Raw genomic sequence first — 19597 nt, 5'->3', positions numbered from 1 at the left:
TAAAACTCGCCATTCTGGAGCGTTTTTGGCTGCCTACTTCTGCGTTGATTAGCTTTATAAGGGAACAACCATTATTGCAGCTATTCGCCTTGAATTAGTTTGCCAAAAATCGCTCTGAGTAGATCAAATTCTTATACTGATTGGTATTAGCTATTTATATTAGCTATTTATATTAGCCAGTTGTACTCACCATTGATTGCAGGTGGCTTGCATTAAAATAGTAAAAGGCTCAGCCAATTAGTGGTTGAGCCTTTTTAATTTAAGCTTTTATGGTTAACTGCGAGGTTAAAGTAACAAAGCTAAAGTCATGCTCTTAAAGCAACAAGGCTAAAGTAAAGAACCTAAAGCAACAAGCTACTGTCGATTTCATGGAACTGGTTAACAGAGTCAATCAGCGATTTTGCAGTTAAACTTGGCACGCCATAAACCTGAGTTTCGATGGCGTATTTTTGCTGGATTTTTTGCATCAGCAAGTCAAAATCTCCGTCACCTGATAGCAAAATGACACTGTCTACTTCGCTTGCCGCCTCCATAATATCTATGGTTATGCCCACATCCCAGTCACCTTTGGCTGAGCCATCACTGCGCTGGATAAAAGGTTTTAGTTTTACCTCAAAGCCAATGTGTTTTAATGCGTCTTGAAATTTGAGCTGGCCATCATCACCGCGATGAATTGCATAAGCAGTCGCTTGTACTATGTCGCCCTCATAGCCTAAGTGTTGCCAAAGCTTTCGATAATTAAACTGTTGGCCATAGGCTTGGCGGCAGGTGTAATAGATGTTCTGAACATCAACAAACAGGGCTATTTTTTTCAAAGTCAGCTCATTAGGTCTGGTTAGGTAAGATGAAACCAATTTTGATTATACAGATTGGTATAATAAGCAGATTATCACATCATTATTGTACTGGGCAGCAATAAACAATAACGAAGATAAATCATTACAGTGCTCTAGTTTGAGCGAGACTTGCAGATAATCTGGCAAGTTCAATCAGTGTAACTTGGCCAGACTTATCGCTGTAATTAGATATAGATATCAATATCCGGTAGGTAGTTCTGAACTGATTGGCGTCTATCGTACGCTTTTAGCTTTGGGTTGCTGCGATTATCGCGGCCACTGCGTCTTTCTACGATAAATTGGCCGTCAATATGCACAGTGTCGAAGATATTGTCGTTATCATCCGTTGAGCTACGACTATAGCCATTGTGGTTATTACGGGTAAAGTCAGTTTCATCCATAAGCGTGACCTCCTTGTGCGAATAAAGCGTTTGCTAGGTTGCAGTAAATCCTCCTGCCGTACTTTGAGTATAGAATCAATATTAAGCTTCGCTGTGTATTTTTAATCGTTATGGTCTGTTAAGGATAAACAAAAAGGAGCTCATATAATGAATATGAGCTCCTTTTAGTAAGTAGGATAATTGCTAGTTAGCTTTTACTCTCCAGCAGTGACTAATCATCAAGTCTAAATATTATGATGATTGTGAAGTTAGCTGCTTGTGTTCTTCAATGGCTTTATCAAGCTGTGACTCAACAAAACCCGGTGATTTGGTTGCTACTGAGATCAAGCGGTACATAGCTGGGATAACAAGTAGGGTTACAAAGGTGGCAAAAGCCATACCAAAGAACACCACTGTACCAACAGATATACGACTTTCGGAGCCCGCGCCAGTTGACAAAATTAGCGGAATTGCACCAATCAACGTGGTAAATGCCGTCATCAAAATTGGGCGTAAGCGACGAGTCGACGCATCAATAATCGCTTGCTCAATTTCAAGACCTTTATCCCGCAGTTGGTTAGCAAACTCAACGATAAGAATACCGTTCTTGGTTACCATACCAATAAGCATGATCATGCCGATCTGGCTGTAAATATTCAGACCTTGGCCGGTTAGATATAAACCTAAGAAGCCACCAAATACACCCATAGGAACAGTAAACATCACCACTAACGGGTTAATAAAGCTTTCAAACTGCGCCGCTAATACTAAGTATGCAACGAGCAAGGCTAAACCAAACACGATAAAGATGCTGCTTTGGTTTTCTTTAAAGTCTTTTGACTCACCTGTGTAAGCAACAGTGATGTCGCTTGGCAGCATCTCAATCGCTTTTTGATCTAAGAAGTCCAACGCTTCACCTAGGGTGTAACCTTCGCCTAAGTTGGCTTTTAGGGTGATCGACTTTTGCTTGTTGTTGTGGCTAAGTTTAAGTGCCGATGCCACCTCTTCAATATGAGTAATGGTATCTAAGGTGATGAGCTCGCCTTTGTTTGAACGCATATAAATCTGGCTGAGATCGGCAACGTTATTAAAGCTGTCTTCATCGCCGCGCAGATAAACATCATATTCTTCACCACGCTCAACAAAGGTGGTTTCGCTGCGACCACCAAGCATGATCTCTAAGGTTTCAGATACCTCAGCAACACTAATACCAAGTTGGGCTGCACGCTCTTTATCAACGGTAACCACAAGCTCTGGTGAAGTCTCTTTATAGTCTATTTCTGGGCTATCAAATATCGGGCTATATAGTGCTTCTTCTTCAAGCATTGTGGCCCACTTAAATAGCTCTTGATAGTCAGAGCCGCCCAGTACAAATTGCACAGGCTCGCTTGAACCACCTCTGAAACCGGGTAGTAAAGGACGTACCATTACATCTGGAATGCCTTTTAACGCGTTGGAGATTACCCCTAATGCTTGTTGAGCATTAACAGTTCTGTCGTTCCAATCTTCTAGCTGAATGATCACAAAGCCAGTTTGGTCACCCGCGCGGCCACCAAACGCTGGCGCTTGAATGCTAAATGATTTAACTACGCCTTGGCCTAGCAGTGGCATTAGCTTGTCTTCTGCGATCTCCATGTTCGCGGCCATACGGTTGTAGCTGGTGCCTTCAGCGCCTTTGATAAAGGCGAAAATCACTCCGCGGTCTTCAGTTGGTGCAAGTTGAGCCGGAACCTGTTGCATTAACCAGCCACTACCAAGCACACAGGCAATAATCACCAGTGGCGCAGCTAGACGTAAATTCACGGCTTTAGTGACCATTTTACGGTAGCCATTTTCGAGGCGGTTAAAGGCGCAATCGACCATAAGGTTAAAGCGGTTTGGCTTAACATTGGCCTTGAGGATTTTACTGCCAAGTACCGGAGTTAACGTCAGTGCGATTAATGATGAGAACAGCACTGAAACGGCAAGCATGACCGAGAACTCGGTAAAGAGCAGACCAACCATACCTTCCATAAACGAGATTGGTAGGAACACCATTACCAGTACCGCAGTGGTTGCCATTACCGCAAAGCCAACTTCTCGGGTACCATTATATGCCGCTAGTAACGGTGGCTCGCCTTTTTCAATATGGTGGAAAATATTTTCTACGACAACGATGGCATCATCTACTACCAGACCGATAGATAAAATCAGTGCCATAAGCGTAAGTAGGTTAATTGAATAACCAAATACGTTGGCAGCAATAAATGCTGAAATAAGCGATACTGGTACCGTAACAGCCGGGATCAAGGTAGCTCTAGCTTGACCAATAAAGATGTATAACACCAAAATGACCAGCAATGCGGTTACCGCTAAAGTGCTAAATACTTCATCAATAGAGCGGTCGATAAATACCGTTGAGTCGTAATCGACAATCAATTTGGTACCGTCAGGTAAAAAGTCTTGGATTAGATCAACTTCTTTGTGTACGTCTTGCGCCACTTCTAGCGGATTGGCATCTGATTGCGCAACAATGCCAAGGCTGATGTTAACAACGCCATCGCTTTTAAAGGTGGAGTTCTCGTTTTCAGCGCCAATAAATACGCTAGCAACATCCTTTAAATAAACTTGAGAGCCATCGCTTTCAGTGCGTAGAACTAAGTAATTAAAGTCTTCAGGGCTCTGATAAAGGCGCGCTGTACGCACAGCCATCACTGTTGTGTCGTTACGGACTTGACCGCCGGGAGTTTCAACGTTTTCTTTGTTTAGTACATTAACAATATCTGAGGTGGTTACATTGCGGCCTGCCATAAGTTCAGGCTTAAGCTGCACATACATCACCTTGTATAGGCCACCAGAAATATCAACGCTGCTGACGCCTGAGATCAGGCTGAATCTGTCTTCTAGTACGCGCTCGGCATAATCTGTCAGCTGAGTTCTATCCATGATAGATGAACTTAAATTGACATAAACTGAAGGCTCACCAGTACCGTTGTCTTTAGATACCACAGGATCGTCAGCTTCATCTGGAAGACGGCGCTGAGCTCGAGCTACTGCATCGCGAACGTCACTGACGCCCTCTGTAAGATCCCAACCGATGAGGAAGGTCACGGTAATACGCGACATACCATTGCGGGTAACGGATTCGATTTGGTCGACACCACTAATACCGGTTAATTCAGACTCCAGTGCAGTGGTGATCTGGCTTTCCATAATGGTGGCAGACGCACCTGAATAGGTGGTCATTACCGTGACGACAGGGCTTTCTACATCTGGCATTTCGCGTACTGCGAGCTTGCTAAATGACACCATACCAAATACGCATAGCAGTAAGCTTAATACAATGGCGACAACCGGGCGTTTCACTGAAACATCAGACAACCACATTTAGATGCTTCCTCTTGCTTGTTGCTCTTCTTGCGCTGCTTTGGCTTGTTTGTTAGCAAGAGCCGACTCGGCTAAATCATCGACACGTAAACCATCGCGCATATTCACAAGGCCTTGTACTACTACCTTGTCGCCAATTTTTATGCCGTCAGTGATTAACACTTCATCATTGATACGTGCACCTAGCGTCACTTTTGTGCGCTTAGCAATGTTGTCTTCGCCGATAACATATACAAAACGGTTAGTCCCTGAATACTCTAGTGCTTGTACTGGAATAACAGGCTCAGACACACTTGGGAATAGCATAGTCGCAGACATCAACATGCCTGGTTTTAGCTGGTGCTTTGGATTACTAAACTGGACGCGTACGCGCAGGTTTAAGGTGTCTTGGTTAACGCGTGAATCAATAGCGATAACTTTGCCGACAAACTCTTGCTTAGGCCAAGCGCGGCTCTTTGCTACCACTGACATACCAATACTTAGCTGTGATAAGTAGTTTTCAGGTACTTGAAGGTCAAGGCGCATGCTAGATAAGTCATCTAATGAAAGAAGTTCGCTGCCAGCGGTAACCATCTTACCTTGGCTAAAGTCGATAAGGCCTGCAGTGCCTGCAAAAGGTGCACTTAAATAATGATAATCAAGATCGGCCTGCGCGGCGGCTAGGCGCGCTGCTGCCATATCAACACTGGCTTTTTGAGCATCAATTTCAGTCTTAGTAATTGCGTTTTGGTCAATCAGCTTTTGGAACTCTTTGAGCTTTCTTTTTTCATCTGCAAGGTAGGCTGCAGCTTCAGCAAGTGATGCTTGTGCTTTGGCATCGTCAAGTTGCACTAAAATCTGGCCTTGGGTGATCTCTTGATCTGTGTTGACTTGCACAGACTTAATTTTGCCGGCGATTTGCGGCGCGATGAAAACCGATTGCTCGGCATCTAGCTTACCAATAAGTGAAAGTGCCTGAGAGAGTTCGTGTTGTTCAACAAGGCCGGTAACGACAGGAACAGTACGAACAGCACGTTCTTTTTTATCAGAGCGCTTTGCTTCAGAGTAACTGCTATAGGATACCGCACCTACAACAACCAGTATTAAAGGGACAAGATAATATGATGGTTTCATGAATGATTACTTAACACAGCCAAAGTTGGGATTATTGTAGATAAAAATCCAGCTTTGTACGGTAAAGCAATGTAAAGTAAAGAAAATTAGAAGTTAACGTTTTACATTTCTCGATCTTAAATTTTGCATATTTAACCAATATGTATCTTTGTTTTCATTATTTGATCAAGTGAGCTTTCATTGCCCAGAGTTCAAGTCTTACGTGACTGTATAGAAAGTGTTAGGCAGAGGAAAGCTTGTGATATTTTGCGCTAGCTATATATTTGTTGAGCTGCAAATAAATGCTGTTAAGTTTGTAATGCCAATTAACAAAAGTGTTAATTGGCATTTGTTATAAGCAGCTAATTTACTTGATTTCGTCACTGTGTCGGACTGAGAGTAAATGACTAAGCCAAATTATAACGGCTGACGGGCACCATTATATAAACCACGAATAAGTTCACCATTTTCAATCAATAGTAGCTCACCCTGTTCGCCGCGTTTGATACTGCTATCAACGGCGATAAGCTTATTATTAAATAGGCCCAACACTTGCGTTTGCGATGTATGGCCGACGGTAATATGGCTAACGTTGAAATAGGCTAAGATCTTATCAAGCTCAGCTTCGGTGAAGCTATCTTTAAAGTAACCACGGTACCAAGTTGGTCCATTGCCGTAAAACAGGAAATTGAGTAGCTCATCTTGTTTAAGCTCTTTTTTGGGGCGACCAATGTTATCGCGAAATATCTGATTGGCTTGGCTAATTGTCAACTTACGTGTAAGCCATTCGCTGCTAATGCCACCATGCATATACAGTACATCGTTAATTTTGACTAAAGTATGTTTACTGCGAAGCCATTGGCCGAGCTCAGTATCTTCTCCATAAAGGGCATCATTGCTTTTATTTAGCAACTTACTGGCTAAATCATAGCGCTGGTGGACGTAACGTAAGTCTCCCCCAAGTACCATTTGCTCATGGTTACCCATTAATAGATGCAACATGCCGCCAGCGGCTTTTGCTTGTATATCTAACTGATACACAAACCAAAGCACTTCATTGATTTTATCGCCGCGGTCAAACATATCGCCGGTGATCACCATATGACCATCGCCAAACGCCCAGTTATTATCGTCATCAATAATGTTTTGATTCTTCAGGAGGGTGATAAGCACATCGTATTGGCCATGCACATCACTTAGGGCGACAACCTTTTTAATGCCATCATAGCTGTCAGGCATGATCTGCTTTATGGCATCGCTAAGTAGCGGTTGTGGCAACTGACCACAGTTTTCTGGTCGAGTGAGCTGCTTATTGCTGGCATAGTTGTGTTTAAGCTCTGCATTGCACACCCAATAAGCGCTATGTGTGCTCGCCTTTTCAGCGCTTGACTCATTAAAAACATACGGCCCATCAAATTGATACTCAAGCGGCTCTGATGCCTGTAATTGCCATGTGCTAGCCAGTAATGTCGCTGCTAGTAAAAGAGATTTAGTCATTGTTGTCATTCTTATTTTATTTTTAAAATCAAAATTATACTAAGTGATATATACCTGTTAAGTTACCAGCCAATAAGGTAGCGGCTGCGTTTGCTGAGCAGTTTTTTAATCATGATGGCAATCAGATAAGAAATTGCTACAACTACTAACGTGACCAGTAGTGTGGTAAAAATATTGCCATTATTCGCGAGTCCAAATAAGTCAGGACTGTCGTATATCATCCACCAAGGTGTGGTGATCCACGGGTGAATAAAGTAGATAGCAAAACTCACCTCTGCCAGCTTTTGCAGCGGTGCAATCGAGATATGTTCGAACTTATTCAAAATGGCCAAAATAACTAAGGTTAACAGTATTTTTTGCGGCAACATTAAATCAGGTACTGTCATTTCAAAAGGCGCTTTATTGAGTGTGCCTGCGCCAAAGAATTGCGCCTGAATAAGCGCAAGTGCAATTCCTGTCAGCAACATAGCTAGCCAGTATTTATCAATAAAAGGAAACAGCTTATCGCGATGAGCTGAGCCCCAAACCCCCAGCAAATAAACAGGTAAGAAATACACTAGCGATTGAATTGCATTTAAATTTGAAATGGGCCTGTGCACCATAATCGCGATTAAGAGTAAAGGTATGGCGTAATACAGTACCTGTTGTTTTTTGATTAGGTGCATGACCCAAGGTGATAGGGCAAACAGCATCATCCCCATAGGAATGTACCAATATGCGGTAAGTGTGCGACCAGTAATTACATACCAACTTGCGGCTGCAGCAGGACCAGAAATATCAGCCATCTCTTTATGCATCATAGGATCGGTGCCAACGGTTAAGTGCCAAACAATCCAAGGTAATGACAGCAGCAGGTAGGGAAGAAAAACAAACTTAGTTTTGTTTTTCATGTATTTCTTGTAATCCCAACGGTGATAGAAAACGTGGTGGAATAAAAAACCAGAGATAAACACAAAAAATACCGTGCCATTCATCATTAAGTTAAACCAGGCTTTGTCGGCAAAGGTTTCAATCTCCCAGCCTGCGGGACGGTAGCAATGCGCCATAACAATAAAAATAATGGCGATGCCACGAAAGTGGTTGATGCTATTCAAAAATGCTTTAGCTGGTGGTTTTGGAGTTTGAGTTGGAGCTAAGGTTGGTGTTGTGTTGTTCTGGGGGAGCTTATCATCCATGTGAGCAGCGCTTATTGTTGTTATTTTATTCGGTTAGCATACATATAGAAGGACAGCAGAGTCCAATTTAATCGCGGGCAGTTTAGATCAATAATATTGGATTATTGATAAAACCGATTGCTGAGCCATCCTGTTGCTCAGCAATCGTTAACCTTGTGACTAACGTAAGCGTTCGTTGCTAAAGTCAGTATTTTGTTGCTTGGTTGCAGCAGGTACGCCCATGAAGTATTCGTAATCTTGCTGTTTCTCTGTTGTTTGTTTTTTCTCGCTAGGTGTAGGGATAGTTGTGCTGTCGGCTAGCAGGGTAAACTTAGCTTTAGTTTTGCTGTTGTTCGTGCCAGTTTGCGGAGCGACCGGTGACAGACGCTCAACACTATTACTAACTTTGTTGCTAGCAACTGCTGAGGTTTGGTGATTGAAGTTATAGCTAAATACACCATTGCCCTCAATTTTCTCTATGCTTGATTTATCGCTATTTTTATAAGAGGCAAGAATACCGTGTTTGCCTAAAGGCACTTCATGGAATAGTTTAGTCCCAGTACCAACTTTAATACCATTAATGTACCAGTCCGCTTCAACATTACTCACTAGGGTTATCATTGCTGAGCGCAACCCTAGCTTTTCATTGAGTACAGTATCGATTTTGCTGTTATAAGAAGGTTTGAAGCTCATTGCGACTTTATAGTTTAACTTGCCCTGCATGTTCATGCTGGCATCAGTCACGTCATAAGATAGCAATACACTTTTATCATTTAAGAAAGGCGAATCATTGCGAGTGTTCGATAAAATCTCTGACTTGGACTTTTTCAAACAGTCAGTGATTGATTGGTACTTTGAGCACTGAGTTGTGCCATCAAGGTTAACTTTGAAGTTGCTTGATGACTTTGATAGATCTGCGAGCAGACGGTTGATGATGTCTGTTTTTAATTTAAATAACTGTTGGCTTTTATCTAAGCGCTGCTTTTCAACAATTTCATATTCTTGCTGCACAACCACTCGTTGGCGCTCAATGGCTGCCGCATCAATTTTTGATTTTTGGGTTAAGTTTGCGCTGGAATTAACGTTAGTTTCTATTTGGCTATAAAATTGTGCCATATTGGCTTTAGCTAGAATTTTATTAGGTAGCTGTGCGATTAACTCATTATAAGCCACTTCGTTCGCGGCAATGCTATCTTTTAGCTCTTGCAAGTCATAGTAGCGTTTATTGAGCTGAGAGAACTTGTCGTTCACTTTTATTAGCTCAGCGTCAATACTATATTGCTGTTCGATTTTATTTAAACTGGCTTGCTCTGGAGGAGTGATTACCTTGAGGTTTGCAAATGAATTAGCTGAGAATAAGCATAAAAGCGTTAAGGCTAAAGAACCGTATTTCACTGATAACTCCGTTTAAATTAATCAAAACTACTAACAATCTGTCCATGTGGATTGTGATTTCAGGGTTGTTAAGTTGTTGCGAATTATTGACTTGCAGGCATGTTACTCAACTTAATTCGGCTTTACAATTAGATTATGTCGATATGTGACGAAACTTTGACACTGGCTTAGTAAGTTATGTAACACAGTTAAAAACAAAAAGGCCTAGAACAGTATTGTTCTAGGCCTTTTTAATGGTCAGCGGGGTTAATAGCTTGCTTTATTTAACCATGCGCTTGTATTTTAAACGGTGTGGTTCGACAACATCGGTACCCATAGTTTCTTTCAACCATGTTGAGTACTCAGTGTAGTTACCTTCATAGAAGTTAACTTTACCTTCGTCACGGTAATCTAGGATATGAGTTGCGATTCTATCTAGGAACCAACGGTCGTGAGAAATAACCATGGCGCAACCTGGGAACTCAAGTAAAGCTTCCTCAAGTGCACGTAATGTTTCAACGTCCAAATCGTTGGTTGGTTCATCGAGTAACAGCACGTTACCGCCAGCTTGCAGTAGCTTAGCTAAATGTACACGGTTACGCTCACCACCTGATAATGTGCCGATGATCTTTTGCTGATCGCCACCACGGAAGTTAAAGCGGCCAACATATGCGCGGCTTGGAATTTCAGTGTTGTTGATGCGCATAATGTCTTGGCCGTCAGAGATCTCTTGCCAAACCGTGTTCTTATCGTTCATAGAATCACGGAACTGCTCAACCGATGCGATTTGAACTGATTCACCCAGCTCAACAGTACCGCTATCTGGCTGCTCTGCGCCTGAAATCATCTTAAACAGGGTTGATTTACCCGCACCGTTCGCACCGATAATACCGACGATAGCGCCTTTTGGTACTGAGAAACTTAAGTTATCAATCAGTACGCGGTCACCGTAAGATTTAGTTAGGTTATTGATCTCGATAACTTTGTCACCTAGACGTGGTCCAGGCGGAATAAATAGTTCGTTGGTTTCGTTACGCTTTTGGTAGTCGTTAGTATTAAGCTCTTCGAAGCGAGCCATACGCGCCTTACCTTTAGATTGACGGCCTTTAGCACCTTGACGAACCCACTCAAGCTCTTTAGCAATTGTCTTTTGACGTGCACTTTCAGTCGCAGATTCTTGCTGTAGACGAGCATCTTTTTGCTCAAGCCAAGAAGAGTAGTTACCTTCCCATGGAATACCTTCACCACGGTCAAGTTCTAAAATCCAACCTGCAGCATTATCAAGGAAGTATCTATCGTGGGTAATTGCCACAACAGTACCTGTGTACTCTTGTAAAAAGCGCTCTAACCATGCAACTGATTCAGCATCCAAGTGGTTGGTTGGTTCATCAAGTAATAGCATGTCTGGCTTTTCAAGTAGCAGACGACAGATTGCGACACGGCGACGCTCACCACCTGATAGCACTTCGATTTTCTCATCCCAATCAGGAAGGCGTAGCGCGTTAGCCGCGCGATCTAGCACTACATCTAGATTGTGTGCATCTTGTGATTGAATAATCGCTTCAAGTTCACCTTGCTCTTTAGCAAGTGCATCAAAGTCTGCGTCTGGCTCTGCATAAAGGGCATAAACCTCATCTAGACGCACAAGTGCATTTTTGGCATCAGCAACGGCTTCTTCAACAGCTTCACGCACAGTTTGGTTTGGATCGAGTTTTGGTTCCTGCGGTAGGTAACCAATTTTCAGATCTTGCATTGGGCGAGCTTCACCCTCAATCTCAGTATCTAGACCAGCCATAATACGCAGAAGGGTAGACTTACCTGAACCGTTTAGGCCCAAAACACCGATTTTTGCGCCTGGGAAAAAGCTTAATGAGATATCTTTTAGAATTTGTTTCTTAGGCGGGACAATTTTACCCACTCTAAGCATGCTATATACAAATTGAGCCATGTTAGTTCTCTTTAATGGTATTTGTTCTTTGTTGAATGGCGCTAATTCTACTTGGTTCATTGCAGAATTTAAATCTCAATTAGCCGGGTTATAACCATAGTTGATTGTTTGCAGATACCGATCGATTTTGGACGATTGACACTTTTTACAAAACTCACTCATCTAGAATTGCAAGTAATTTCATGATGCAAATGCTGGGATTGTGATCGAATGCGCTGTAGAATATGCGCAACCCTACTAGAAGAATTTTACAGCTGGAGTGAGTAATGCTGAAAAAAGATATGAATATCGCGGATTACGATCCACAACTATTTGCAGCAATCGAAGATGAAACCCGTCGCCAAGAAGAGCACATCGAACTCATTGCTTCAGAAAACTACACTAGTCCTCGTGTTATCGAAGCCCAAGGTACTCAGCTTACTAACAAGTATGCAGAAGGTTACCCTGGTAAGCGTTACTACGGCGGTTGTGAGCATGTTGATATCGTTGAAGAACTCGCGATTTCTCGTGCAAAAGAATTATTTGGTGCGACTTACGCTAACGTACAACCACACTCTGGTTCACAGGCAAATGCTGCAGTATTTATGGCATTGCTACAAGGCGGCGACACAGTCCTAGGTATGAGCCTAGCACATGGTGGTCACCTAACTCACGGTTCACACGTAAGCTTCTCTGGTAAGCTGTACAATTCTGTTCAGTACGGTATTGATGAAACTACAGGTAAGATTGATTACGCTGAAGTTGAGCGTTTAGCTGTAGAACATAAGCCTAAAATGATCATTGCTGGTTTCAGCGCTTACTCAGGCATTATTGACTGGGGCAAGTTCCGCGAAATCGCTGACAAAGTAGGTGCTTACCTATTTGTTGATATGGCGCACGTAGCGGGTCTTGTTGCTGCTGGTATTTACCCAACTCCAATGCCACACGCTCACGTTGTTACAACGACAACTCATAAAACGCTTGCTGGCCCTCGTGGTGGTTTGATTTTATCTGCTTGTAATGATGAAGATATCTACAAGAAGCTAAACTCTGCAGTCTTCCCTGGTGGTCAAGGTGGTCCTTTAATGCACGTTATTGCTGCTAAAGCGGTAGCCTTTAAAGAAGCATTAGACCCAGAGTTTACAACTTACCAAGAGCAGGTCGTGGTTAACGCTAAAGCTATGGCACGTACTTTCATCGAGCGTGGCTATGATGTTGTTTCTGGCGGTACAGACAATCATCTATTCTTGCTTGATCTAATCAGCAAAGATATCACAGGTAAAGATGCTGACGCTGCTCTAGGTAACGCTAACATCACAGTTAACAAAAACTCAGTACCAAACGACCCACGTTCTCCATTTGTGACCTCAGGTTTACGTATTGGTTCTCCAGCAATTACCCGTCGTGGTTTTGGTGAACAAGAGTCTGTATTACTGACTAACTGGATGTGTGACATCCTAGATGATATTTCAGATCTAGCCGTTAGCGAACGCGTTAAGGGCCAGGTTCTGGAATTGTGCGCTAAGTTCCCTGTTTACGGTTAACCTTAAGCGTTAAATCAGTTAGACTCCTATGGCCGCATTTATGCGGCCATTTTTGTTTATTCGAACATACTTTTTATCCGGGTTTACTTGCTAAGGTTAATTCTTACCTAGTGAGCGCAATCCATTAACTGCTAAGCGGAGGCTAAATGCATTGTCCATTTTGCAGCGCAACTGACACAAAAGTGATTGATTCGCGCTTAGTCGCAGACGGCCATCAGGTGCGTCGACGTAGAGAGTGTGTTCAATGTCATGAACGTTTTACTACTTTTGAAGGCGCTGAACTCGTTATGCCTCGAGTGGTAAAACAAGACGGTAGTCGCCAGCCATTCGATGAAGAAAAGCTGCGTGGCGGTATGTTAAGAGCCGTTGAAAAAAGACCTGTATCTATGGATCAAATAGAGCAGGCATTAACTAAGATTAAGTCGACTTTGCGTGCTACGGGCGAACGTGAAGTAAAATCTGAAATGATAGGTAACTTGATGATGGAACAGTTGGTTAACTTAGATAAAGTTGCCTACATACGTTTTGCATCAGTTTACCGCGCCTTTGAGGACGTTTCAGAGTTTGGTGAAGCCATCGCTAAACTGCAAAAGTAAACTATCTGACAGGGGCTAAGTTATCTACTTAGCCCTTTATCAATCGAACAACCGGAATTGCCGCCATTATGTGGTCTATTGAAGACAGTCAAATGATGAGCCTTGCCATTGAATTGGCGCAAAAAGGCATGTACACCACACGTCCAAATCCAAGTGTTGGTAGCGTTATCGTTAAAGACGGTGAAATTGTGGGTGAAGGTTACCATATTCGCGCCGGCGGCCCTCACGCTGAAGTTTATGCGCTGAATATGGCGGGCATTGATGCTAAAGGTGCTACAGCTTATGTAACGCTTGAACCATGTAGCCATTACGGCCGCACACCTCCTTGTGCTAAAGCCCTTATCGAACATGGTGTTAGCCGTGTGGTTATTGCGGTAACGGACCCTAATCCTGAAGTCTCTGGCCGTGGCATTGCAATGCTACGTGATGCTGGCATTGAAGTGGATGTCGGCTTGATGACCACTGAAGCGATGCAGGTTAATTTAGGCTTTTTAAAGCGTATGGAGAAAGGCCTGCCTTGGGTAACGGTCAAACTTGCTGCCAGTCTTGACGGCAAAACCGCGTTATCAAATGGTGTATCTAAGTGGATCACCGGGCCCGAAGCACGCAGTGATGTTCAGCGTCTGCGAGCGCGCCACTGTGCATTAGTTACTGGCGTTGAAACCATTATTGCGGATAACCCCAGTTTAAATGTACGTCATAGTGAGTTAGGCTCTCTGGCAAATCAATTAGCACCGGCAGAAATCCACCAACCACTGCGTGTGGTTGTTGATACTCATGCGCGTCTTGGCACTGGTCTAAACTTATTTAACCAAGCAACACCTGTGCTATTGGTAAGTGCTAAACCGTACCCTGAAGAGGTGCAAGCAGCGTGGCCAGAACATGTATCACAGCAGATTATGCCAACGGTTAATGGCCGTATAGATTTAACCGCCTTACTTAGTTTGCTGGGTAAAACCTGTAACTCTGTACTGATTGAAGCGGGTGCAACGTTAGCCGGTGCGGTTGTTAATCAAGGTTTAGCTGACGAAATAGTGTTGTATCAAGCGATGAAAATCCTCGGTGGGCAAGGGCGAAACTTATTGGCATTAGATGACTTTCAAGCCATGTCTGACATTCCGCGTATCAACCTAATCGATGAGCGCAAAGTGGGTAAAGATACCCGCTTAACGTTAAGAGTGAGTAAGTAGTTTATGTTTACTGGAATTATTGAGTCTGTTGGCCACTTGAGAAAAGTGGAGCGTCGCGGTGATGATATTCGTTTAACAGTAGCCAGCGGCAAATTAGACTTATCAGATGTAAAGTTAGGCGACAGTATTGCAACCAATGGTGTGTGTTTAACCGTTGTAGAGTTAATGAGTGATGGATATGTGGCAGACATTTCTGCAGAAACTGTAAGTTTGACGGGTTTCTCTCATTATCAAGTAGGCAAAGCCGTTAACCTTGAGAAAGCGGTGACACCAACCACTCGTTTGGGTGGACATATGGTCAGTGGCCATGTGGACGGTATTGCTCATGTTGATGACAGACAATTTCGCGGCCAAGCGATTGAGTTTTGGTTATCACCACCAGCAGAGTTGGGGCGCTATATTGCCCATAAAGGTTCGATTACAATCGACGGTGTGAGCTTGACGGTGAATGAAGTTCAAGGGCATAAATTTAGACTGACGATTGTGCCACATACCGCAGGTGAAACTACGCTAGTTGACTTAAAAGCGGGTGACAGTGTCAATATCGAAGTGGATTTGATCGCCAGACATTTAGAGCGATTGATGAGCTACGGTAGCCAGCAAGCAGATGGCGCACCAAAATCAGAAGTCACCATGGAATTGTTAGCTCGCTCAGGGTTTTTAAGATAAACACTGGCTTAAGGGCTGTTTGACGATTAAATTTGTTTGCAGTCGCTTATTTTGAGCAATAGATGCAAGAATAATCATTAAATTACTTACTGAATAAGCGCATTGACCTCGATGCGAACCGCTTATTGCAGTAACAAAAAAAGAAAGGTCTGAACATGGCGTTACATAGTATAGAAGAGATCATCGAAGATATTCGTCTAGGCAAGATGGTGATCTTGATGGACGATGAAGACAGAGAAAATGAAGGCGACCTAATCATGGCTGCTGACATGGTGACGCCAGCAGCGATTAACTTTATGGCGACATTTGGCCGCGGTCTAATTTGCCAAACCATGACTAAAGCGCGTTGTCAGCAGTTGAACTTACCGTTGATGGTGACTAACAATAATGCTCAGTTCTCAACTAACTTCACTGTTTCTATTGAAGCGGCTGAAGGTGTAACAACAGGTATTTCTGCTCAAGACCGTGCGGTAACAGTGCTAGCTGCTGTGGGTAAAGATGCGAAGCCATCAGATATCGTGCAACCTGGTCATATCTTCCCGCTAATGGCGCAAGAAGGTGGCGTACTTATCCGCGCAGGTCACACTGAAGCGGGTTGTGATTTAGCACGCCTTGCTGGTTTTGAGGCTTCATCAGTGATCGTTGAGATCTTAAATGATGATGGCACGATGGCACGTCGCCCAGATCTTGAAATCTTTGCTGAAAAACACGGTTTGAAGATGGGTACCATTGCTGATCTAATCGAGTACCGTAACACTAAAGAAACCAGCGTGGTACGTGAAGCTAAATGTAAGCTACCAACTCGCTTTGGTGAGTTCGAAATGCTGACTTACCGTGACACTATCGACAACCAACTGCACTATGTATTGGTTAAAGGTGAGATCACTGACAACACATTAGTCCGTGTTCACCTGCAAAATACCTTTAATGACCTTTTACATTCAGAACGTGATCAGCAACGTAGCTGGCCACTAGAAAAAGCCATGGAGCGTATTAGTAACGAAGGTGGCGTACTAGTGCTATTGGGTAACCAAGAACACAGCAGCGACATTTTAGCCAAAGTAAAAGCCTTTGAAGCGGAAGATAATGGCAGTGCGCCAGCATCGGCTCAATGGCAAGGGACTTCACGCCAAGTCGGTGTAGGCTCACAAATTCTTGCAGATGTAGGTGTAACAACTATGCGTCTATTGAGTTCACCAAAGCGCTATCATTCTCTTTCTGGCTTTGGTTTAGAAGTAACTGATTATATAGCAGAATAAAAAACTGCCTCAGGCTGCTTATCAGCTTGAGGCTTAAATTCACACTTTTCTTATTAATTGCATAGAGATCAGCGCGAAGTGCTGTGGTATCATACCGCCTCTTCCGTCCCTATGTAGGGTAATTAAGCTAATTTAGGTAAGATAAATGAACGTAGTTCAAGGTAATATCGAATCGAAAAACGCCAAAGTTGCGATCGTAGTTTCACGCTTTAACAGCTTTGTTGTTGATAGTTTGCTCGATGGCGCGGTTGACACACTTAAGCGTTTTGGCCAAGTTGCAGATGAAAACATCACTGTAGTACGAGTGCCAGGCGCTGTTGAACTGCCACTTGCTGCGCGCCGTGTTGCGGCTAGCGGAAAATTTGACGGTATCATCGCACTAGGTGCGGTTATCCGTGGTGGTACACCTCATTTCGATTTTGTTGCAGGTGAATGTAATAAAGGTTTGGCTCAAGTAGCGCTTGAGTTTGATATTCCTGTTTCATTCGGCGTTTTAACCACAGATACCATTGAACAAGCTATTGAGCGTTCAGGTACTAAAGCAGGTAACAAAGGCGGCGAAGCTGCACTTGGTCTGTTAGAAATGGTTAACGTTCTGCAAGCACTTGAAGAACAGCTGTAATTTAGGACAATTTGATGAAGCCTTCAGAGCGCCGTAAGGCCCGCCGTTTAGCCGTTCAGGCCATTTACTCATGGCAGCTAAGTGGTAACAATATTGCTGATGTTGAGCATGAGTTTCTAACTGAACAAGATGTTGCTGGCGTTGATATCGCTTACTTCCGTGAGCTATTAGGCGGCGTTGCAACTAAAAAGAGTCAATTGGATGAGCTAATTGCTCCATTCGTGACTCGTCCACTTGATGAAGTGGATCCAGTTGAAAAAGCGATTGTACGTATCGCAGCTTATGAACTGACATTCCGCAAGGATGTGCCTTATAAGGTAGCGATTAACGAAGCTATCGAGCTTGCAAAAGCATTTGGCGCAGAAGATGGTCATAAGTTTGTTAACGGCATTCTAGATAAGCTGGTAGCACGCAATAAATAATTGAAACGGCATCTTCGGATGCCGTTTTTGTTATGTTCGACAGAGAGGTTAAGACAGCCCGCGCATTTTTATTTTTAGCAAAGAACGCGAGTTTTCATCTTTGCCAAATTATCGGTCTGGTTTAATTTACCTCTATTCTCCTTGAACCTTCCCTTATTATTTGTGATTGGTATTGTGAAAGAATTTCAATTAATAGAAAGCTTCTTTACTGGGCGAGCCCAGTCGCGCAAAGATGTTGTAATAGGTATTGGTGATGATTGCGCTGTGGTAGCGCCTGCAGCCAATAAATCGATTGCTATCTCTTGTGACACCTTAGTTGAAAATGTGCACTTTTTTCCTGATATGCCAGCGAAAGATCTCGGTTATAAGTCTTTGGCGGTTAACTTATCAGATTTGGCATCGATGGGCGCTGAGCCCGCGTGGATGACACTCGCGCTGACATTGCCAGAGGTTGATGAGCAGTGGTTAGCAGAGTTTAGCGAGGGCATGTTTGAAGTCGCCGAGTATTACGGTGTTGCCTTAATTGGTGGTGATACCACTCGCGGTCCACGCTCCATCACGATTACAATTAATGGCCAAGTGCCTAAAGACACTGGTTTAACTCGCAGTGGTGCTAACAATGGCGACTGGATTTACATTACCGGAACCTTAGGTGATTCTGCACTTGGTTTGGACATTTTACGTGGCAAAGTGACAGTAGATAAGCCTGACAGTGATTACTTGATTGGTCGTCACTATAGGCCAACCCCTAGAGTATTGGCTGGGCAATCTTTACGTATGCTAGCATCAAGCGCTATCGATATCTCAGATGGCATAATGTCGGATATTCAGCACATTATAAAAAGCTCACAAGTGGGCGCTGTGATTAATGTTGACCGCCTGCCTTTGTCTGATGAGCTTAAACGCAGTGTAGAGCTCGAAACTGCACTGAGCTATGCGCTTACTGGTGGTGAAGATTATGAGCTACTCTTTACTGTTCCTGAAGCGCAAAAAGGTGCATTAGAGATGGCACTTGTTGAAACGGGTGTGCGTTTTACCCAAGTCGGCCAAATTTGTACCGGTGGCCAGTTAAAACTGTTAAACAATAATAAACCTTTTGAGCCAACTAATTTGGGCTTTGAGCATTTCGAGTAATGAAGCTACTTTCAACCGATCCTATGTTAGCTAAGCTATCACTTAAAAATCCGATCCACTTTTTAGCATTGGGCTTTGGCTCAGGCTTAGCGGCAAAAGCACCTGGTACTTTTGGTACGCTGGCGGCTATTCCTCTGTTTTTGATTATGGCGCCGCTGAGTTTACCTTGGTATGTGGCACTCACCTTATTGAGCGTATTCGCTGGCTTTTATATTTGTGATAAAGCTTCGAAAGACATGGGCGTTCATGATCATGGTGCGATTGTTTGGGATGAAGTTGCGGGGTTACTTATTACTATGATTGCCGCGCCTGCAGGGTGGCAGTGGTTAGTGATAGGTTTTGCACTATTTCGCTTCTTTGATATTTTAAAGCCTTGGCCAATTCGTTGGCTAGATGCCAAGGTTCATGGTGGTTTTGGCATCATGATTGACGATGTTTTAGCGGGTATTTTCTCTCTGCTTTGTCTACAAGGCTTAGCCTATTACTTTGCTTAATTGGCGAGTTTGAATAAAAAAATGCAGAGCTAAAGCTCTGC

17 protein-coding genes are annotated in these 19597 nt (G+C 43.3%); 9 read left to right on the top strand and 8 right to left on the bottom strand.

Going from position 1 to position 19597, the window contains the following annotated elements; translation table 11 throughout:
* Window positions 1-341: 341 nt before the first annotated feature.
* The 8 genes from MSG37_RS01465 to ettA form a co-directional block, all read right to left on the bottom strand.
* The gene (locus MSG37_RS01465; RefSeq protein ID WP_248468794.1) at window positions 342-815 is read right to left on the bottom strand and encodes an NYN domain-containing protein; all 474 of its coding nucleotides are present in this window, start codon (window positions 813-815) and stop codon (window positions 342-344) included.
* 206 nt (window positions 816-1021) lie between these two features.
* Entirely contained in the window at window positions 1022-1237 is a 216-nt protein-coding gene (locus tag MSG37_RS01460) for a hypothetical protein (RefSeq protein WP_248468793.1), read from the bottom strand.
* A 231-nt stretch (window positions 1238-1468) separates the two neighbouring features.
* On the bottom strand, window positions 1469-4582 hold the full coding sequence (locus MSG37_RS01455; protein ID WP_248468792.1) for a multidrug efflux RND transporter permease subunit: 3114 nt from the start codon (window positions 4580-4582) through the stop codon (window positions 1469-1471).
* Window positions 4583-5695: an efflux RND transporter periplasmic adaptor subunit gene (locus MSG37_RS01450; RefSeq protein ID WP_248468791.1), complete on the bottom strand. Its 1113-nt coding sequence runs from the start codon at window positions 5693-5695 to the stop codon at window positions 4583-4585.
* A 396-nt stretch (window positions 5696-6091) separates the two neighbouring features.
* A complete protein-coding gene (locus tag MSG37_RS01445; protein ID WP_248468790.1) occupies window positions 6092-7171 on the bottom strand; it encodes a metallophosphoesterase in 1080 nt (359 codons plus the stop codon).
* A 62-nt stretch (window positions 7172-7233) separates the two neighbouring features.
* A complete protein-coding gene (locus tag MSG37_RS01440) occupies window positions 7234-8346 on the bottom strand; it encodes an acyltransferase (RefSeq protein WP_248468789.1) in 1113 nt (370 codons plus the stop codon).
* Window positions 8347-8505: 159 nt separating this feature from the next.
* Window positions 8506-9720 carry a hypothetical protein gene (locus tag MSG37_RS01435; RefSeq protein WP_248468788.1) on the bottom strand — a complete coding sequence of 405 codons (1215 nt, stop codon included), beginning with the start codon at window positions 9718-9720 and terminating at the stop codon, window positions 8506-8508.
* A 259-nt stretch (window positions 9721-9979) separates the two neighbouring features.
* Window positions 9980-11647: an energy-dependent translational throttle protein EttA gene (ettA, locus tag MSG37_RS01430; RefSeq protein WP_248468787.1), complete on the bottom strand. Its 1668-nt coding sequence runs from the start codon at window positions 11645-11647 to the stop codon at window positions 9980-9982.
* A 266-nt stretch (window positions 11648-11913) separates the two neighbouring features.
* Between ettA and glyA the strand changes: the two genes are divergently transcribed.
* The 9 genes from glyA to MSG37_RS01385 all read left to right on the top strand — a co-directional run bounded on the left by glyA (window position 11914) and on the right by MSG37_RS01385 (window position 19556).
* Window positions 11914-13170, top strand: coding sequence for a serine hydroxymethyltransferase (gene glyA / locus MSG37_RS01425; protein ID WP_248468786.1), 1257 nt, complete (start codon window positions 11914-11916; stop codon window positions 13168-13170).
* Between the two features lie 146 nt (window positions 13171-13316).
* Window positions 13317-13766: a transcriptional regulator NrdR gene (nrdR, locus tag MSG37_RS01420; RefSeq protein WP_248468785.1), complete on the top strand. Its 450-nt coding sequence runs from the start codon at window positions 13317-13319 to the stop codon at window positions 13764-13766.
* 68 nt (window positions 13767-13834) lie between these two features.
* Window positions 13835-14956 carry a bifunctional diaminohydroxyphosphoribosylaminopyrimidine deaminase/5-amino-6-(5-phosphoribosylamino)uracil reductase RibD gene (gene ribD, locus MSG37_RS01415; RefSeq protein WP_248468784.1) on the top strand — a complete coding sequence of 374 codons (1122 nt, stop codon included), beginning with the start codon at window positions 13835-13837 and terminating at the stop codon, window positions 14954-14956.
* 3 nt (window positions 14957-14959) lie between these two features.
* Window positions 14960-15625: a riboflavin synthase gene (locus MSG37_RS01410; RefSeq protein ID WP_248468783.1), complete on the top strand. Its 666-nt coding sequence runs from the start codon at window positions 14960-14962 to the stop codon at window positions 15623-15625.
* A gap of 155 nt (window positions 15626-15780) precedes the next feature.
* Complete coding sequence (gene ribBA / locus MSG37_RS01405; protein WP_248468782.1) at window positions 15781-16884, top strand: bifunctional 3,4-dihydroxy-2-butanone-4-phosphate synthase/GTP cyclohydrolase II; 1104 nt, start codon at window positions 15781-15783, stop codon at window positions 16882-16884.
* 145 nt (window positions 16885-17029) lie between these two features.
* Window positions 17030-17506, top strand: coding sequence for a 6,7-dimethyl-8-ribityllumazine synthase (gene ribE, locus MSG37_RS01400; protein WP_202722445.1), 477 nt, complete (start codon window positions 17030-17032; stop codon window positions 17504-17506).
* 14 nt (window positions 17507-17520) lie between these two features.
* Window positions 17521-17928, top strand: a complete 408-nt coding sequence (gene nusB / locus MSG37_RS01395; protein ID WP_202722444.1) for a transcription antitermination factor NusB — start codon at window positions 17521-17523, stop codon at window positions 17926-17928.
* Between the two features lie 174 nt (window positions 17929-18102).
* Window positions 18103-19062: a thiamine-phosphate kinase gene (gene thiL / locus MSG37_RS01390; protein ID WP_248468781.1), complete on the top strand. Its 960-nt coding sequence runs from the start codon at window positions 18103-18105 to the stop codon at window positions 19060-19062.
* Complete coding sequence (locus tag MSG37_RS01385; RefSeq protein WP_248468780.1) at window positions 19062-19556, top strand: phosphatidylglycerophosphatase A; 495 nt, start codon at window positions 19062-19064, stop codon at window positions 19554-19556. The genes thiL and MSG37_RS01385 overlap by 1 nt, the downstream gene beginning before the upstream one ends.
* Window positions 19557-19597: the final 41 nt, after the last annotated feature.

The sequence above is a fragment of the Shewanella sp. 1CM18E genome, assembly GCF_023161665.1.
GTDB lineage: Bacteria > Pseudomonadota > Gammaproteobacteria > Enterobacterales > Shewanellaceae > Shewanella.
The sequence above is the reverse complement of the archived record's forward strand: the minus strand, read 5'-3'. Positions and strand labels throughout refer to the sequence as shown.

Bases quoted from the DNA above. Each gene is read 5' to 3' on its own strand.
- nrdR (WP_248468785.1), top strand. From the start codon at position 13,317: ATGCATTGTCCATTTTGCAGCGCAACTGACACAAAAGTGATTGATTCG.
- ribE (WP_202722445.1), top strand. From the start codon at position 17,030: ATGAACGTAGTTCAAGGTAATATCGAATCGAAAAACGCCAAAGTTGCG.
- MSG37_RS01410 (WP_248468783.1), top strand. From the start codon at position 14,960: ATGTTTACTGGAATTATTGAGTCTGTTGGCCACTTGAGAAAAGTGGAG.
- ettA (WP_248468787.1), bottom strand. From the start codon at position 11,647: ATGGCTCAATTTGTATATAGCATGCTTAGAGTGGGTAAAATTGTCCCG.
- ribBA (WP_248468782.1), top strand. From the start codon at position 15,781: ATGGCGTTACATAGTATAGAAGAGATCATCGAAGATATTCGTCTAGGC.
- MSG37_RS01450 (WP_248468791.1), bottom strand. From the start codon at position 5,695: ATGAAACCATCATATTATCTTGTCCCTTTAATACTGGTTGTTGTAGGT.
- MSG37_RS01440 (WP_248468789.1), bottom strand. From the start codon at position 8,346: ATGGATGATAAGCTCCCCCAGAACAACACAACACCAACCTTAGCTCCA.
- MSG37_RS01460 (WP_248468793.1), bottom strand. From the start codon at position 1,237: ATGGATGAAACTGACTTTACCCGTAATAACCACAATGGCTATAGTCGT.
- nusB (WP_202722444.1), top strand. From the start codon at position 17,521: ATGAAGCCTTCAGAGCGCCGTAAGGCCCGCCGTTTAGCCGTTCAGGCC.
- MSG37_RS01385 (WP_248468780.1), top strand. From the start codon at position 19,062: ATGAAGCTACTTTCAACCGATCCTATGTTAGCTAAGCTATCACTTAAA.
- MSG37_RS01445 (WP_248468790.1), bottom strand. From the start codon at position 7,171: ATGACTAAATCTCTTTTACTAGCAGCGACATTACTGGCTAGCACATGG.
- MSG37_RS01455 (WP_248468792.1), bottom strand. From the start codon at position 4,582: ATGTGGTTGTCTGATGTTTCAGTGAAACGCCCGGTTGTCGCCATTGTA.
- glyA (WP_248468786.1), top strand. From the start codon at position 11,914: ATGCTGAAAAAAGATATGAATATCGCGGATTACGATCCACAACTATTT.
- ribD (WP_248468784.1), top strand. From the start codon at position 13,835: ATGTGGTCTATTGAAGACAGTCAAATGATGAGCCTTGCCATTGAATTG.